Here is a 15,748-nt window from a genome sequence, read left to right on the forward strand (position 1 = left end):
GCATTGATGGGGCTGTCGGTCTTCTTGATGGGAAGCGATGACCAGGGCTGGCTGGCTTCGGCGTTAAGCAACAATCTTCTGCTCGGACTATGCGCGGCATCCGCAATGATGTTCATGCTGCGCGGCTTAGAACTGTTGCTGCCTGGCGCGAAGATCGAGGCGCTGTCGGCCCGGCCAGACTGGCGCACGACGGCGGTCGTCAGCGTACTGTTGATCGCAGGCATGGCCGTGGGCGTGCGCCTGGGCTATATGCTATTTGGGGTATCCGTACAATCTCAACCTTTGGAAGAAGTTGTCTGCTGTCCCCATGGTCCAGCTCAAGTTCTTGATTTTTGCGCTATTCATTGTGGCGGCGAACTGGATCTGGTGGCTGCTGCGGGCGAAGGAGAATGCGTTGGCGCAGCAGGCGGCCGAATCGCAATTGCGCATGCTGCAGGCGCAGATCGAGCCGCACTTCCTGTTCAATACCCTGGCCAATGTACAAAGCCTGATTGCCAACGATGCCCCGCGCGCGCAGCTGATGCTTGAATCGTTTACCGATTATCTGCGCGCCAGCCTCGGCCAGATGCGGGCGAGCGACAGCACGCTGGACGTCGAGCTGGAGACCGCACACAACTATCTGCAATTGATGCAGATCCGGATGGGAGACCGCTTGCGTTTTTCGATCGAAGTGAGCGAACAAGCGCGCAAGGCGGTGCTGCCGCCGCTGCTGCAGCAGCCGTTGGTTGAGAACGCTGTGCACCACGGGCTGTAGCCGAAGCTGGAGGGGGGCACGGTGCGCCTGTTTGCCGACGTCAAGGACGGGCTACTGAACATACGAATCGACGACGATGGGCTTGGATTACATCATGCGCGGCGTCCGGTGCGACTGGGCAACGGCCTCGCCCTGGCGAATATCCGGGCGCGTTTGCACACCCGTTACGGCGCACAAGCCTCGCTGGAGTTGGCCGCGCTGGAAGAGGGAACACGGTCATCGCTTACCTTGCCTTACTCTGGCAGCCAAGCGTTTAAACAAGATAGTGCTGCTATTGGAAAAGCCCGCTAGGCATGTGCCAGCAGGCTTTGCTTTTCCAACCCGTTTCCAGTTGTTGTGGAAAAGCATCAAAGTTTTCATTTATATTATGTTGCTTAATGGAAAATTCATATAATTTTCATTTTCCACCTAGCAGAAACATAATATGGCGTTGAAGTTCCGGTACGTAGCACTCCTGGCTTGTCTGCACTTCCCCGTGCATTTTGCACATGCGCAGGCCTTATCCCGCAACCCTAATGAAGAGTACGCAAAAGGCAATTACGCGCGCGCTTTCCGAGGGTTCTTTGAGCAAGCCACACGCAGCAATGACCCGAACGTTCAGTTCAACCTGGGCATGATGTACGAGCGCGGACAGGGTACCGAACAGAACGATGTCGAGGCTGTGAAGTGGTACTCGCGCGCTGTAGACCAGGGCAGCGTACCGGCGATGCGCCAACTGGCTGGCCTGATGGCCGCTGGCCGCGGCATCAAACAGGACGGCGCCGGTGCACTGGCCTTGCTGCGCAAGGCGATCGAACAGAATGATGTTGCCGCGATCGAGCAGGTGGCAGGCATGTATTTCGAAGGCCGCGGAGTTCCAGCCGACCAGGCGCAGGCAAAGCAGTGGTACCAGAAGGCAGCTGCCGCAGGCAGCAAGAGTGCACGGGAGGCGCTGGACCTGATCGCAGCAATGGAGCGCCAGGCGGCCGGTCCTCTTGCGCCAATCCGCAAGCGTGCCGTGACTGGAGATGCTATCGCCCAGTACGACCTGGCGGTGGCCTATCACACCGGGAACACGGTGCCGAAGGACCCTGCCCAGGCGCTGGAGTGGTACCTGAAAGCTGCCGCGCAGGGACATGCGATGGCGCAGTTCTATGCGGGGCTGCTGTATTCCAACGGCGACGGCGTTGCGCAGGACCTGGCACAGGCCCGCGCATGGTTCAGCAAAGCTGCAGCACAGGACAACAAGGATGCCGCCACCAACCTCGCCGTCATGCTCGACCTGGGCAAGGGCGGCCCGGTCGACCTGGCGCAGGCCGCTGTGGTCTACCAGCAGGCGGCAAAGCTGGGAAGCGCGCAAGCGCAAGTCAGGCTGGCTGGCATGTACTGGATGGGGCAAGGCGTGAAGAAGGACTACGCCCAGGCCGCAACCTACTATCGCCAGGCAGCGGAGCAGGGAGAAATTACTGCTATCCGCAAGCTGGTCTACCTGCTCGAGAATGGCGTTGGCACCGCCCGTAACGTCGACGAGTCGAAGAAGTGGGCTGCCAAGCTGGAACAACTGGGCGGCAGCAACTAACATGAAAAGCCCGCCGGGCGTTTGCTGGCGGGCTTTTTTGTTTAAGGGCTGACGTTCATGCGTTGCGTGTGCGTCCAATTGTGATCATAGGCGCTGACTGCCGATGCAAAGGTGCGGTAAGTCTGTCCTTCGCCTGGCCACGGGTTCATGATGTAGATGTAGTTGGTTCCGTTGTACGTTTCGTAACCGCGTCCCACCATGATATGGCCCCCGCCATTGGTCCAGCCGTAGCGGATCACGAAGGGGCGGTTGCCATTGATCTCATTTACCACCGAATTCCACGACAGGTAGTTGTTGATCGCCGTATTTGGCACGCCCCAGTTGTACAGGATGTTCTGCACGCTGCCGGACGTACCGTACATATTGTTCGGCCGGTTGGCGTAGCTGTTCCAGTTGAAGGTGCTGTTGCCGCAGGCGTAGTTGATGCCGTAGGCCCAGTTCACGATCTGGCATTGGCTGGGCGTGCGGCTATAGTAGTTCAGGACCGCTTTGCTGGAGCCTGCCCAGCACCACTGGCTGTGTTCCTGCGTCACCAGCGGGACGTTCAAGGTACGCCATTGCGCGAAGGCTGAAGGCAGGGCAAGCACCAGCGCTGCACCGGCCACGATTTTTGCGATTTTCATAGTCGGTCCTCCTTAGCGGAATGCTTCGATGTTGGCTTTGACGGCGGCGCGCAATGGCTCCAGCAATTCCGTGCCGTCGACCAGCTGGTTGCCGTTCTTCTGAAGCAGCAGCGATTCGCGAGCCGAGTGCAGCGGCGCGAACTTGGCGTGGTCCACTTCCAGCAGGTCGGCGCGGGCCTGGTAGATGCGGATGAAGCGCAGGTTGGAACGCGCGCTATTGCCGTGAACCGCCATCGCAGCATCCACGTCTTTTGCCAGGACCGAGGCGCCATAGGCGACGGTTTCATAGCGGCCGTTCACATGCTGGACCGTTGCCAGGCCGATCGGCTTTCCATGCAGGGAAATGACGAAGCGCCATTCGCCGGTGGGCTTGGCCAGCGACGCCAGGTCGCCGCGCGCCAGCAGGTCCTTCGGGTCCACGGTGTAGACCTCGAAGCCATGGCCGACAGTGGCTTGCTTCAAGTCGCCCACGTCCGTGACATCAAGCGGGAAGTCGACCGGTGCGCTACCGGGACGGATCGCCTGCTGGTGCTCGGCGAATTGTGCGAGTCCGCGTTTTGCGGCCTGCAATGCCGCGCCGTTGTCTGCTTTTGCCAGGAACGGGGCGGCCATCATCGCTGCGCAAGCAATGCGCAGCCAGAGTCGATGCATAGGCATGTGACTACTCCTCTGAAGGTTGATCAGATATTTTCGAGGTGCGAGGTGATTGCCCCCTCTGTGCTGGACCTGAGAGTTTCACGGGCGTTGGCGGCCCGCTTGCTCCTTCGGTGCGCCGGCGCTTACCCTTGCCGGCGGCTCTTCAGAGTTGTGAAAACACGCGACCGGTCCTTTGGCCTGAGAGATTCCGGGGGCGGCTTGCTCCTTCGGCGTTGTCCATGGGTGGGACAAACTCTCCCGATCGCGCGACCGGAATGCTCCGGCAGCGAAATCAGGATATCCCAGGGGTTTATGCGATTTCAATCGTTTTCCGATACACGTTGCGTTTTCGCCAAGAAGGGCTTTCCTGTTATTCTATTGACACTCGCCCGGGAAATTGGTAACGTTTCCAAAAATTAGCGGCACACAGAGGAGACGGGATGTTTAAGCAGTTATTTGCTTGTGCAATGGCGTTCGGCGCCACCTCCGCGCAGGCTGCCGGGCCGAGCGCAGAAGTGATCCATTGGTGGACGTCGGGCGGTGAATCGGCCGCCGTCAAACAGCTCGCAAGTGCCTATCGTGCCGCCGGCGGCACATGGATCGATACGGCGATTGCCGGTGGCGAACAAGCTCGCGCGGTGACCCTCAATCGCATGGTTGGCGGCAAGGCGCCTGCTGCAGCGCAGTTCAATATTTCCAAGCAGTTCCTCGATATCGTGGACCAGGACATGCTGGTGCAACTGGATGATGTTGCGCGCCAGGAGCGCTGGGAATCCACGCTGCCGGAGCCGATCGTCAACACCATCCGCATCGATGGCCATTACTACGCGATGCCGATGAACATCCACATGCAGACCTGGATATGGTATTCCAGCGCCGCCTTCAAAAAGGCCGGTATCGCAAAAGAGCCTGCAACCGTCGACGAGCTTTTTGCCGCGCTGGATAAACTGAAGGCCGCGGGCCTGGTGCCGCTGGCGCACGGCGGGCAGGCGTGGCAGGAGCACATTCTGTTCGCATCGCTGCTGGCAAACATGGGAGGGCGCCAGCTCTACCTGCAAGTAATGCGCGATCGCGAACAGCGTGCGATCAATTCCGAACCGGTACGCAAAGTGCTGCTGGCCTTCAAGCGCCTGCAATCCTATGTCGATCCCGCGTCACCGGGCCGCAACTGGAATGACGCGACCGCCATGCTGGTTAGCGGCAAGGCGGGCATGCAGATCATGGGGGATTGGGCCAAGGGCGAATTCAGTAATGCAAAAATGGCCCCCGGCGTCGATTACGGCTGCATCGCGGGCCTTGGCGCAAATTCGCCGTACCTGATCCAGGGCGATGCTTTCGTCTTTCCTCGTTCGGAGCAGGCGGAAGTGCGGCAGGCGCAGAAGCTGATGACCAAAGTGCTGCTGGCGCCCGCGACACAGGTGAGCTTCAACAAGCTCAAAGGTTCGGTGCCTCCGCGTGTGGATGCCGATACCAGCCAGCTCGACGCCTGCGCCCGCGCGGGAGCCGCCATCATGCGTGACCGCAATCGACAGGTCGGAGCGCCGGAAATCTACCTGACTCCCGACCAGAACGGTGCAGTCCAGGATGCGCTGACTGCGTACTGGAACACATCGATGACGGTTGATAAGGCGCAGAAGGCGCTTGCTGCGGCGCTGAGGAACTAAGCGGTGCGCCGAGCCATGTCTTATGCGGCGCTGTTGCCGATGTTGCTGACGGTATGCGTGGGCTACCTCGGCTCCTTCGCCTGGACGTTCTACGTATCCCTCACCAGTTCGCGCAGCATCGCGACCAGCAAGCTGGTTGGCATGGCGCAGTATGAGCGCCTGTTCGACAATGAGCGCTGGCTGCTGTCGCTGCACAACCTGGCGTTGTTTGGCGTGCTGTTCGTGCTGGCCTGCATGGTGATCGGCTTTCTGCTGGCTGCCGCTATCGATCGGCAGGTTGCCGGCGAGGGCGCACTGCGCACCCTGTTCCTGTACCCGTATGCGATGTCATTTGTTGCGACAGGGCTGGTGTGGCAGTGGATTCTGACGCCCGGCGGCATTCCGGGAGTTGAGATTGACTGGCTGGTGGACCAGGACATGGTGCTCTATACGGTGGTGCTGGCGTCGGTGTGGCAGGCATCGGGTTTCGTAATGGCGCTGATGCTGGCTGGCCTGCGCGGCGTCGATCCGGAAATATGGAAGGCTGCGCGACTGGACGGCATTCCGGCCTGGCGCGTCTATGTTTCCATCATTCTGCCGATGTTGGCGCCAACCCTGGCGACGGTTTTCATCCTGCTGGCGACCATGGTGGTGAAGCTCTACGACGCCGTCGTGTCGATGACCCAGGGCGGCCCGGGTACGGCAAGCGAAGTGCCGGCGAAATTCATCATGGATCACCTGTTCCTGCGCGCGAATATCGGCCTGGCCTCGGCGGGCGCGGTGGTGTTGCTCCTGACGGTGCTGGCCCTGCTGGCGCCATGGGCATATGCCCGCAGCAGGAAAGGTAGGGCATGAAGGCGGCGCGCATCGGGCTGTACGCCTTCCTGGCCAGCGCGGCGCTGTTCTTCCTGCTGCCGCTGTACGTGATGCTGGCGACTTCGCTGAAATCGATGGATGAGATCCGGCTGGGGAATATTTTCGCCTTGCCGCTGGCGCCAACGCTAGACGCCTGGCGGGCTGCCTGGAGCGAGGCATGCACCGGCGCGGCTTGCGAGGGCGTGCAAGGCGGGTTCTGGAATTCGGTACGTATCGCCGTGCCAAGCACGATGCTGCCGATTGCGCTGGGAGCGCTGAATGGTTATGCCTTGTCTTTCTGGCGGCCGCGCGGTGCGAATCTGTTGTTCGGTATCCTGTTGCTGGGAGCCTTTGTACCGGTACAAGTGATGATCTATCCGCTGGTGCGCATGATGGCCGGCCTGGGTGTCTTTGGTTCGTTGCCGGCCATTGTGATCGTGCACCTGGTGTTCGGCATGCCGGTGCTGACGCTGCTGTTTCGCAATTACTATGCGGCGCTGCCGCAGGAGCTGTTCCATGCCGCGCGTATCGATGGCGGCGGTTTCTGGCGCATCTTCTGGCACGTGATGCTGCCCTTGTCGGTACCGATGCTGGTAGTGGCGGCGATCATGCAGCTTACCGGCGTATGGAACGACTATATCCTGGGCCTGGTTTTTGCCGGGCGAGACAACTTGCCAATGACGGTGCAGTTGAACAATGTGATCAATACGACGACAGGCACGCGTCTTTACAACGTCAATATGGCGGCCACGATCCTGACTGCACTGGTGCCATTGACGATTTACTTCCTGTCGGGCCGCTGGTTCGTGCGCGGCATCGCTGCCGGCGCTGTGAAAGGTTGAACGGATGTCGAACGTAAGTCTTAAAAAACTGGACATTAGCCTTGGCGGCAACGCCATTATCCGGGGGCTGGATCTGGAGGTGGAGGAGGGCGAGTTCCTGGTCCTGCTCGGGCCGTCCGGTTGCGGCAAGTCGACCTTGCTGCACAGCATTGCGGGGCTGACGGAAACCAGCGGTGGCACGATCGGAATCGGCGGCAAGGACATGTCGCGCACGGACCCGAGCGAGCGCGGGATCGGCATGGTATTCCAGTCCTACGCCCTGTATCCGACCATGACGGTCGAAAAGAACATGTCGTTCGGCCTGCGCATTGCGGGTGTGGCGAAGGCGGAAATCAGGCGCCGCGTCGACCGTGCGGCAGCCATGCTGCACCTGGGGGACCTGCTTGGCCGTAAGCCGGCGGCCCTTTCGGGAGGCCAGCGGCAACGGGTAGCGATTGGCCGTGCGCTGGTACGCGAGGCGGGCGTTTACCTGTTCGACGAGCCGCTATCCAACCTCGATGCGAAGCTGCGTACCGATTTGCGGCGCGAGCTGAAGCTGCTGCACCAGCAACTGGGCGCCACCATGATCTATGTGACGCACGACCAGGTGGAAGCCATGACGCTGGCCAGCCGCATTGCCGTCATGCGGGCGGGGCAGATCCAGCAGGTCGGCACGCCGGGCGAGGTGTACGAGCGGCCGGCAAACCTGTTCGTCGCCGGCTTCCTCGGTGCTCCGGCCATGAACTTCATTGAAGGCGAAGTCGATGCCTCCGGCACGTTTGCCGACGGCAGCCTGAGGCTGGCGATGGGCGAGCCTGCGGCAGGCGAAGGACGCAAGGCCGTATTGGGCGTACGGCCGGAGCATATTTCCCTGGTGCCGGCAGGCCCGATGCAGGGACGCGTAACGCTGGTCGAGCCCATGGGAAGCCATCGCGTAGTATGGCTCGATTGCGGCGGCAAGCAGCTTTCCTGCATCTTGCAGGGCAGCCGCCCGATTGCGCCGGATGACACTGTCGCATTCGAGATTGATGCACAACGCGCCTCGCTGTTCGATCCGGACAGCGGCAGGCGCTTTGATTTGGCGGGCGCTTCAAGTATGCTCGCGATGACTTTATAAGAAGAAAAGGATTCCAGTGGCCACTATCAAAGACGTAGCCCGCCTTGCGGGTGTAGGACTGGGCACCGCCTCCCGTGTAGTGAGCGGCAAAGGTTCGGTGTCCCCAGCCACGCTTGAAAAGGTGAAGAAGGCGATTGACGAACTGGGATTCCGGCCGTCGCACGCGGCGCGCACGCTGCTGACCGGCACCAGCCAGATGATCGGCGTGTATATCCCGGTCCTGAGCGGCACCTTCTACACGCCGATCCTGCAGATCATCGATACGGAACTGCGGGCGGCCGGCCTGCACATGGTGGTGGCTTTCGGCGTCGGCCTGGGCGACGAACGCAAGCAGGCCAAGGACGGCATCCAGTTCCTGATGGAGCGTGGCTGTGATGGCCTGATCGTGATGACCAGCGCCTTGCAGGACGAAGATATCGCGGCGCTGGGCACGCAGCAGGGCAGGATCGTGGTGCTGAACCACAGCCTGGCCAGCATTCCCGACCAGTGCTTCACCGTGGACCACAAGCTGGGCGGCCGGCTCGCGGCACGCGCGCTTCTGGACCACAAGCACCGCGATATCGCCGTGGTGGCCGGACCGTCGCGCCTGGCCGACAACGTGGAGCGGATCGAGGGCTTCATGGAGGAACTGCAGGATGGCGGCATCGATACCAGCCGCATGTGGGTTGCCGAGAGCGACTTTTCGCCGGCCGGCGGCTGGGCGGCGGCCAAGGAGCTGGTGGAATCGGGGCACCGCTGCACCGCCCTGTTCTGCGCCAACGATGAAATGGCGGTCGGAGCGCTGTCCTATTTCCAGGAGGCGGGCATCCGCGTTCCGATCGACCTCTCCGTCATTGCCTACGACGATACGCCAAGCGCGGAGTTTTCTGCGCCACGCCTGACTACCGTCCACATGCCATGGCGCGAAATGACGATGAATGGCCTGAGCGCCTTGCTCAACCGCTGTTACGACTTGCGGCGCACGGTTACGCGCAGCTTCCCCGTGACGGTAACGCTGCGTGCATCCCTGGCCAAGGCGGCAAGTGCCAAGCGCAAGGCCGCTGCATGAACTGAACCAGTAGAAGGGCGCGTGCGCCCTTTTTTTCGACCAGATATGGAAACCTTTCCAATTCCTGTACACTATTGAACATGACTACTCCAGACCAGATTGAACCAGGCGCCCCGGCGCGTAGCGACTTCGCCCGCGACTTTCTTTGGGGCTGCGCCACCTCGTCATACCAGATCGAGGGGGCCGGCAGGGAAGATGGCCGGGCCGAATCAATCTGGGACCGCTTTGCCGCGACGCCCGGCAAGGTGCGCGACGGCTCCAGCGGCCTAGTGGCCTGCGATCACTATCACCGCTGGCCGGAGGATCTGGACATCGCCCGCGACATGGGCTTGAACGCCTACCGCTTTTCGATTGCCTGGCCGCGCATCGTCTCCGGTTTGGGCGAGGAACCCAACCGGAAAGGACTGGACTTCTATTCGCGCCTGGTGGACGGCATGCTGGAACGCGGCCTCCAGCCCTGGGCCACCCTCTACCACTGGGACTTGCCGCAATACTTGCAGGACCGCGGCGGCTGGGCCGAACGCGACACGGTGCAGCGCTACCTCGAGTTCGTGGACGCAGTAACGCGCCGCTTGGGCGACCGGGTGCAGAACTGGATTACGCACAACGAGCCCTGGTGCACCGCCATCCTGGGCAATTTCGAAGGCCTGCATGCGCCAGGATTGACTGATTTCGGCACCGCGCTACAGGTTTGCCACCACGTGCTGCTCTCGCATGGCAAGGCAGTACCCTTGATCCGCGAAAACGTGCCTGGGGCACGCGTGGGCATCTCCCTCAGCCTGCATCCGCTGCGCGCCGCCAGCTCCAGCGAAGAAGATCGCGCGGCATGCGAGCGCCACGATGGCTTGCGTTATCGCTGGTTCCTCGATCCGCTGCATGGCCGCGGCTACCCGGCGGCAACGCTGGAGCGGTTTGGGTTGGCGGCGCCGATGGTGCACGAGGGCGATATGGCGGCGATCGCGGTGGCGACCGACTTCATGGGCGTGAACTACTATTTTCCGGAAACGGTTGCTGACGCGCCCGGGCACGAGCCGCTGGATGCACGCGTGCTGCCGCCTCCAGCCGGCGCGGAGACCACTGCGATGTGCTGGGAAGTGGCGCCGGAAGGCATGAGCGAGCTGCTTGGCCGCCTCCATGCCGATTACGCGCCGAAGGAGTTGTACATCACCGAGAACGGCTCCTGTTATGACGACGAAGTGCTGGCCGATGGCAGCGTGGCCGACTTTGGCCGCCGCCGCTACCTGGCGCGCCACCTGGGCGCCATGAAGGATGCGATAGCGGCCGGAGTGCCAGTGAAGGGCTATTTTGCCTGGAGCCTGGTTGACAATTTTGAGTGGGCGGAAGGCTACCTGCGCCGTTTCGGCCTGGTCCACATCGATTACACAACACAAGAACGAAAGCTGAAGGAAAGCGGCAAGTGGTATCGCGCCTTCCTGCAACAGCCATAAAAGGAGACAGGATGAAACAGGTTTCAATGCTGGCCGCGGCGCTCGCAATGGCGCTACCGGCAGCGGCGGCGCCGCTGGGCGACTGGCCGCACGTAAGCAGCGCAATCAAGCACGACCCGTCGCTTGAGAAGCGCGTCGCCGATATTGTCGGCAAGATGACGCTGGAGCAAAAGATCGGGCAAATGACACAGTCCGAGATCAAGGCCACCACCCCGGATGACGTGCGGCGCTACTACCTCGGCTCGGTGCTGAATGGCGGCGGTAGCTGGCCCAATGGGAACAAGCGTGCCAAGGCAGCGGAGTGGCTGGACCTGGCGCAGAAATACCACGACGCATCGATGGCCACCGACATGGCAGTCAAGGTGCCAGTAGTGTGGGGCATCGATGCAATGCACGGCAATAGCAATGTATTCGGCGCTACCTTGTATCCGCACAATATCGGCCTCGGTGCGGCACATGATCCCGGGCTCGCCTACGAGATCGGCGCGGCGACGGGCAAAGCCGTGCGCGCAACCGGCATCGCCTGGGTCTTCGGCCCGACTGTCGCGGTAGTGCGCGACGACCGTTGGGGGCGAACGTATGAGAGCTTTTCGGAAGACGGCAAGCTGGTGGCGCAATATGCCGGGCAATACGTGAAAGGCCTGCAGGGGCGTTTCAGGTCCGATGCCAACGTGCTGGCCAGCGCCAAGCATTTTGTCGGCGACGGCGGCACTGACCAGGGCAAGGATCGCGGCAATACCAAGGTATCGCCGGCGGACATGGTCAATATCCACGGCGCCGGCTATGGGCCGGCACTGGCGGACGGGGCGCAGACAGTCATGGCCTCGTTCAATAGCTGGAACGGGGTGAAAATGCACGGCAGCCGCGAGATGCTGACCGATGTGCTGAAGACCAGGATGGGCTTTGATGGATTCGTTGTCAGCGACTGGAACGGCATTGCCGAAGTGCCAGGCTGCCGTAACGATAGCTGTCCGCAGGCGATCAATGCGGGCATCGACATGATCATGGTGCCGGATGACTGGAAAGCCTTCATTGCCAACACCATCGCACAGGTGAAGGCGGGAGAGATACCGATGTCCCGCATTGACGATGCCGTGACACGCATCCTGCGCGTCAAGCTGCGTGCGGGCCTGTTCGGCAAGAGTCCTTCGCAGAACGCCCATGCCGGCAAGGACGCTGCCCTGCAGGACCGGGAACTGGCACGCCGTGCCGTGCGGGAAACGCTGGTGCTGCTGAAGAACGAAGGACCGGCGCTGCCGCTAGCGCGCGGCAAGAAGATCCTGGTGGTCGGAAAGAGCGCCGACAATATCGCGAACCAGGCCGGCGGCTGGTCGTTGACCTGGCAGGGGACCGATAATACCAATGCCGATTTCCCGAATGCCGATAGCATCCTGGCTGGCATCCGCGCTGCGGCGGGAGAGGGCAACGTGGATTTCAGCGTGGATGCGCAAGGCATCGACCTGGCGCGCTTCGATGCAGTGATCGCCGTTGTCGGTGAGCGCCCGTACGCGGAAGGCGATGGCGACATCGGCCCGTCGGGCACGCTGCGCCACAGCAGCCGTTATCCGGAAGACCTTGCGGTCCTGGAAGCGGTGGCGGGCAGGGGCAAGCCGGTGATTACCGTGTTGGTTGCCGGGCGCCCGCTGTTCGTGAACGACCTGCTCAATCTTTCCGATACCTTTATCGCGGCATGGCTGCCCGGTACCGAAGGCAAGGGCGTGTCCGATTTGCTGGTGGCTGGCCCGCGCAGCTATGACTTCCGTGGCAGGCTGTCCTTTTCCTGGCCCGGCGCTGCATGCCAGACGCCGTTGAACTTTGGCCAGGCCGGCTATGCGCCGCTGTTCGCATTGAACTACGGCTTGCGCAAGGCGCAGCGTTCCAAGCTGGGCAAGCTGGATGCTTCCTATGCTCCTGGCGGCTGCGGATCGAGCAATAGCGTGCCAGTGCACGGCCAGGCCGACCGCGCCAGCTTCCCCCTTGCGATCCGCAGCGGCGGCGAGCAAATCGCGCTGGGCGCAGACCTGAACGCGACGTTCCGCCTGCCCGGCATCACGGTGCAGACAGCGCAGGTGAACACGCAGCAGGACGCCAAGCTGGTGACATGGTCGGCCGGCGCCCCGTCCGGCGCCGCCCTCGTTGCGCGGGGCGCAAAGCCTATCGTATTGCCTGCCGCCGCCATGCGTGATGGAGCACTGCAATTTGATGCGATCGTCGCCGCCGCGCCGCAGGGAAGAGTCATGCTGGCGATGCAGGACACCGCACTGGATGCGACCCGGCTGTTCACCCGCATTGCGGGCAAGGGCAAGCAGTCAGTCAAGCTGCCTCTGGCGTGTTTCACGGCCCACGGCCTGCAGCTGGAGCGCATGGATGCACCGTTCGCCATCAGCGCCGGGGCGCCGTTCGCCGTGGCCATTGCCAATATCGAAATCGCTGGCGGCGCAGCTACAGCTGCCGATGCGATACCTTGCGAAGAACTGGGACAGGAGAACTGAATGGCAAGCATCGCTCCCGACTCATCCCCCGTCACGCAGCAGGAGGCGGCCGGCGCCCGGCAGGACGGCGGCAACACCGGTGCACTGGTGATCGTCACCATCCTGTTCTTCATGTGGGGCCTGATCACTTCCCTGAACGACGTCCTGATCCCGCACCTGAAGTCGATCTATACGCTGACCTATGTCCAGGCAATGCTGGTGCAGTTTTGCTTCTTTGGCGCCTATTTCATCGTATCGATTCCCGCAGGCGCCCTGATTCGCCGCATCGGCTACCAGAAAGGCGCGGTGGCCGGCCTGCTGATCGCCGCCTGCGGCTGCGCGCTGTTCTATCCCGCATCGTTCGGCGGATATGGCCTGTTCCTGTTTGCTTTCTTCGTGCTGGCGTCGGGCATCACCGTCCTGCAGGTGGCCGCCAACCCGTACGTGACGGTACTGGGCGCGGCGCGCACGGCGTCGAGCCGGTTGACAATGACCCAGGCCTTCAATTCGCTCGGCACCACGATCGGCCCGGCAGTCGGAGGCTTGCTGATCCTGTCGGCCGGTGGTGCGGCCGCCGGCGCGGCAGCGAATGCGGCGACGGTGCGCGGTCCTTACCTTGGCCTGGCTGCTGCGCTGGCGCTGCTGGCCGTCCTGTTTTATGCCGCCAGGCTGCCTCAGGTGGCCGCCAGCGATGATGTGGCGCAGCCTGGGGTCGGGCAAGGTGCCGCGTGGGCGCATCGCCATCTGGTGCTAGGCGCCATCGGGATCTTCCTGTACGTGGGCGCGGAAGTCAGTATCGGCAGCTTCCTGATCAATTTCCTCGGGGAGTCGCATATTGCCGGCTTGTCGCATGCCGAGGCGTCGCGCTACGTCAGCATTTACTGGGGCGGCGCCATGGTGGGCAGGTTTATCGGCTTCGCTGTGATGCGGGTTGTCAGCCCGGGCAAGACGCTGGCCTTCAATTCCTTGCTGGCGATTACGCTGGTGCTGGCAGGGGTGTTCGGCAAAGGCAGCGCGGCGATGTGGGCGATCCTGGCGGTTGGATTGTGCAACTCGATCATGTTCCCGACCATCTTCAGCATGGCGCTGCATGGCCTAGGCAAGTACACGGGGCAGGCGTCGGGAATCCTGTGCATGGCCATTGTCGGTGGTGCGCTGGTGCCGTTTGCGCAAGGCGCGCTGGCTGATTCGTTCGGTGTGCAGGCGTCCTTCATGCTGCCGGCCGCCTGCTACACCTTCATTCTTTACTTCGGCGCCAGGTATTCTTCCATGTACGCGGCACAGTAGCTTTCCACATACTGCTGGTGTGGCGGCAGCTGCGCTACGGTACGCGCCACATTGTTGCGGATGCTGTCGAGGAAATAGGACAGCTCCGCATCTCCCATCAGGTCCGCGGAAGGGTGGTGCTGCAGCGGCATGATGCCTTGGCCCAGCATCACCTGGACCCATGAGTTTTCGGCGAACAGTTCGTTCGACAGGCGGAACACGCGGCCAGTGTCGCGGAACAGGTCAATACGCTGCTGCAGGGGTGGGGGCACCTCCATCTCGGCGCAACGACGCCAGAAAGGGGCATCGCGGCGGTTGGTCGCCTTGTAGTGCAGGATGATGAAGTCGCGGATATGTGCGATCTCGTCCCAGGCCTGTTTGTTGTATTCGTCGATCTCGGACTGGAAAATGCCCGCAGAAGGGAACATCTGCAGCAGGCGGATGATGCTGCGCTGTATCAGGTGGATGCTGGTCGATTCAATCGGCTCAAGGAAGCCGCTGGCAAGGCCGATAGCGATACAGTTCTTGCTCCATACCTTTCGGCGCTGGCCAGGCTTGAAGCGGATCAGGCGTGGCGGCACAAGTTGTTCGCCGACGATGTTCGACATGAGTTTGGCGCGTGCGGTATCGTCGTCGACGAATTTGCTGGAATAGACAATGCCATTGCCGACGCGATGCTGCAGCGGGATGCGCCATTGCCAGCCCCAATCGTGGGCGATGGCGCGGGTATAGGGCACGGCCGTCCCCGTCGAAGTAGTTTGTACTGCGATCGCGCTGTCGTTGTGCAGCCATTGCGACCAGTCTTCAAATGCTGTGCCCAGGGTTTCGCCGATCAGCAACGCCCGGAAGCCGGTGCAATCGATAAACAGGTCGCCTTCCAGCATGGCGCCGGAATCGAGTTGCAGCGCCGTGATATGGCCAATGGCGCTGTCGGTATGTACCCTGGCAATTTTTCCCTCGATCCGTTGGGCGCCGTATCCTTCCGAATATTTGCGCAGGAAGCGTGCGTAGGCGCCGGCATCAAGATGGTAGGCGTAGTTGATGCCTTCGCGCGGCAGGTGGCCAAAGCGGTTCAGCTGTGCCGCTTTCAGCTCCAGGCAGTAGTCGCCATAGTCGCCGGCCAGTTCTCGTTCGCGCCCCTTGCGCCAGAAATGATTGAAGCCGGCGCTCCAGTGATCGGTGCCGGTCATGCCGAAGGAATGAATGTAGTCTTCGTGTACGTTGCGCCAGCTCTCGAAGCTGATTCCAAGTTTGAAGGTAGCCCTGGTGGCGGCCATGAATTCCTGTTCATTGATCTCCAGCAGACGATGGAAATTCAACAGGCTGGGGATGGTTGCCTCGCCAACGCCGACGGTGCCGATTTCGTCGGACTCCACCAGCTTGATGTCGAGGACTTTGCCAAGGTTGCGGGAAATCGCCGCCGCAACCATCCAGCCTGCAGTGCCGCCGCCTGCAATGACAACGCGCCGCACTGGGTGGCGCAGGAACTGTTCATCTCTCACTTCGGT

Annotated in this window: 14 protein-coding genes and 1 riboswitch; of the genes, 11 read left to right on the top strand and 3 right to left on the bottom strand. The window is 61.9% G+C overall.

Translation table 11 applies throughout. The features are described 5' to 3' along the window. The first annotated feature begins 307 nt into the window (after window positions 1–307). The 3 genes from ACN9MZ_RS10510 (at window position 308) to ACN9MZ_RS10520 (ending at window position 2,312) form a co-directional block, all read left to right on the top strand. Entirely contained in the window at window positions 308–754 is a 447-nt protein-coding gene (locus ACN9MZ_RS10510) for a sensor histidine kinase (protein WP_426342085.1), read from the top strand. 21 nt (window positions 755–775) lie between these two features. Next, window positions 776–1,045 carry a sensor histidine kinase gene (locus ACN9MZ_RS10515; RefSeq protein ID WP_426342086.1) on the top strand — a complete coding sequence of 90 codons (270 nt, stop codon included), beginning with the start codon at window positions 776–778 and terminating at the stop codon, window positions 1,043–1,045. 184 nt (window positions 1,046–1,229) lie between these two features. Then, the gene (locus ACN9MZ_RS10520) at window positions 1,230–2,312 is read left to right on the top strand and encodes an SEL1-like repeat protein (protein ID WP_426342087.1); all 1,083 of its coding nucleotides are present in this window, start codon (window positions 1,230–1,232) and stop codon (window positions 2,310–2,312) included. A 41-nt stretch (window positions 2,313–2,353) separates the two neighbouring features. Here the strand turns inward: ACN9MZ_RS10520 and ACN9MZ_RS10525 are convergent, their stop codons facing one another. Both ACN9MZ_RS10525 and ACN9MZ_RS10530 read right to left on the bottom strand, forming a co-directional pair. Beyond that, a complete protein-coding gene (locus ACN9MZ_RS10525) occupies window positions 2,354–2,935 on the bottom strand; it encodes a C39 family peptidase (RefSeq protein ID WP_426170679.1) in 582 nt (193 codons plus the stop codon). 12 nt (window positions 2,936–2,947) lie between these two features. Further along, complete coding sequence (locus ACN9MZ_RS10530; RefSeq protein ID WP_426342088.1) at window positions 2,948–3,592, bottom strand: hypothetical protein; 645 nt, start codon at window positions 3,590–3,592, stop codon at window positions 2,948–2,950. 155 nt (window positions 3,593–3,747) lie between these two features. Beyond that, window positions 3,748–3,842, bottom strand: a riboswitch (glycine riboswitch). A 169-nt stretch (window positions 3,843–4,011) separates the two neighbouring features. Between ACN9MZ_RS10530 and ACN9MZ_RS10535 the strand changes: the two genes are divergently transcribed. The 8 genes from ACN9MZ_RS10535 to ACN9MZ_RS10570 all read left to right on the top strand — a co-directional run bounded on the left by ACN9MZ_RS10535 (window position 4,012) and on the right by ACN9MZ_RS10570 (window position 14,261). Next, window positions 4,012–5,235 carry an ABC transporter substrate-binding protein gene (locus tag ACN9MZ_RS10535; RefSeq protein ID WP_426342089.1) on the top strand — a complete coding sequence of 408 codons (1,224 nt, stop codon included), beginning with the start codon at window positions 4,012–4,014 and terminating at the stop codon, window positions 5,233–5,235. A gap of 15 nt (window positions 5,236–5,250) precedes the next feature. Beyond that, window positions 5,251–6,069, top strand: a complete 819-nt coding sequence (locus ACN9MZ_RS10540; protein ID WP_426342886.1) for a carbohydrate ABC transporter permease — start codon at window positions 5,251–5,253, stop codon at window positions 6,067–6,069. Then, a complete protein-coding gene (locus tag ACN9MZ_RS10545) occupies window positions 6,066–6,911 on the top strand; it encodes a carbohydrate ABC transporter permease (protein WP_426322428.1) in 846 nt (281 codons plus the stop codon). Before ACN9MZ_RS10540 ends, ACN9MZ_RS10545 begins: the two co-directional genes overlap by 4 nt. Before the next feature lie 4 nt (window positions 6,912–6,915). Next, window positions 6,916–8,007, top strand: coding sequence for an ABC transporter ATP-binding protein (locus ACN9MZ_RS10550; RefSeq protein WP_426342090.1), 1,092 nt, complete (start codon window positions 6,916–6,918; stop codon window positions 8,005–8,007). Between the two features lie 16 nt (window positions 8,008–8,023). Continuing rightward, complete coding sequence (locus ACN9MZ_RS10555; protein WP_426342091.1) at window positions 8,024–9,055, top strand: LacI family DNA-binding transcriptional regulator; 1,032 nt, start codon at window positions 8,024–8,026, stop codon at window positions 9,053–9,055. An 80-nt stretch (window positions 9,056–9,135) separates the two neighbouring features. Continuing rightward, window positions 9,136–10,503: a GH1 family beta-glucosidase gene (locus ACN9MZ_RS10560; RefSeq protein ID WP_426342092.1), complete on the top strand. Its 1,368-nt coding sequence runs from the start codon at window positions 9,136–9,138 to the stop codon at window positions 10,501–10,503. Between the two features lie 11 nt (window positions 10,504–10,514). Continuing rightward, the gene (locus ACN9MZ_RS10565; protein WP_426342093.1) at window positions 10,515–12,995 is read left to right on the top strand and encodes a glycoside hydrolase family 3 N-terminal domain-containing protein; all 2,481 of its coding nucleotides are present in this window, start codon (window positions 10,515–10,517) and stop codon (window positions 12,993–12,995) included. After that, window positions 12,996–14,261, top strand: coding sequence for a sugar MFS transporter (locus ACN9MZ_RS10570; protein WP_426342094.1), 1,266 nt, complete (start codon window positions 12,996–12,998; stop codon window positions 14,259–14,261). Here the strand turns inward: ACN9MZ_RS10570 and ACN9MZ_RS10575 are convergent. Further along, complete coding sequence (locus ACN9MZ_RS10575) at window positions 14,219–15,742, bottom strand: tryptophan halogenase family protein (protein WP_426342095.1); 1,524 nt, start codon at window positions 15,740–15,742, stop codon at window positions 14,219–14,221. The genes ACN9MZ_RS10570 and ACN9MZ_RS10575 overlap by 43 nt on opposite strands. Between the last annotated feature and the right edge of the window lie 6 nt (window positions 15,743–15,748).

Source organism: Pseudoduganella sp. S-14, from assembly GCF_049913285.1.
In the GTDB taxonomy this organism is placed as follows: Bacteria; Pseudomonadota; Gammaproteobacteria; order Burkholderiales; family Burkholderiaceae_D; genus Rugamonas.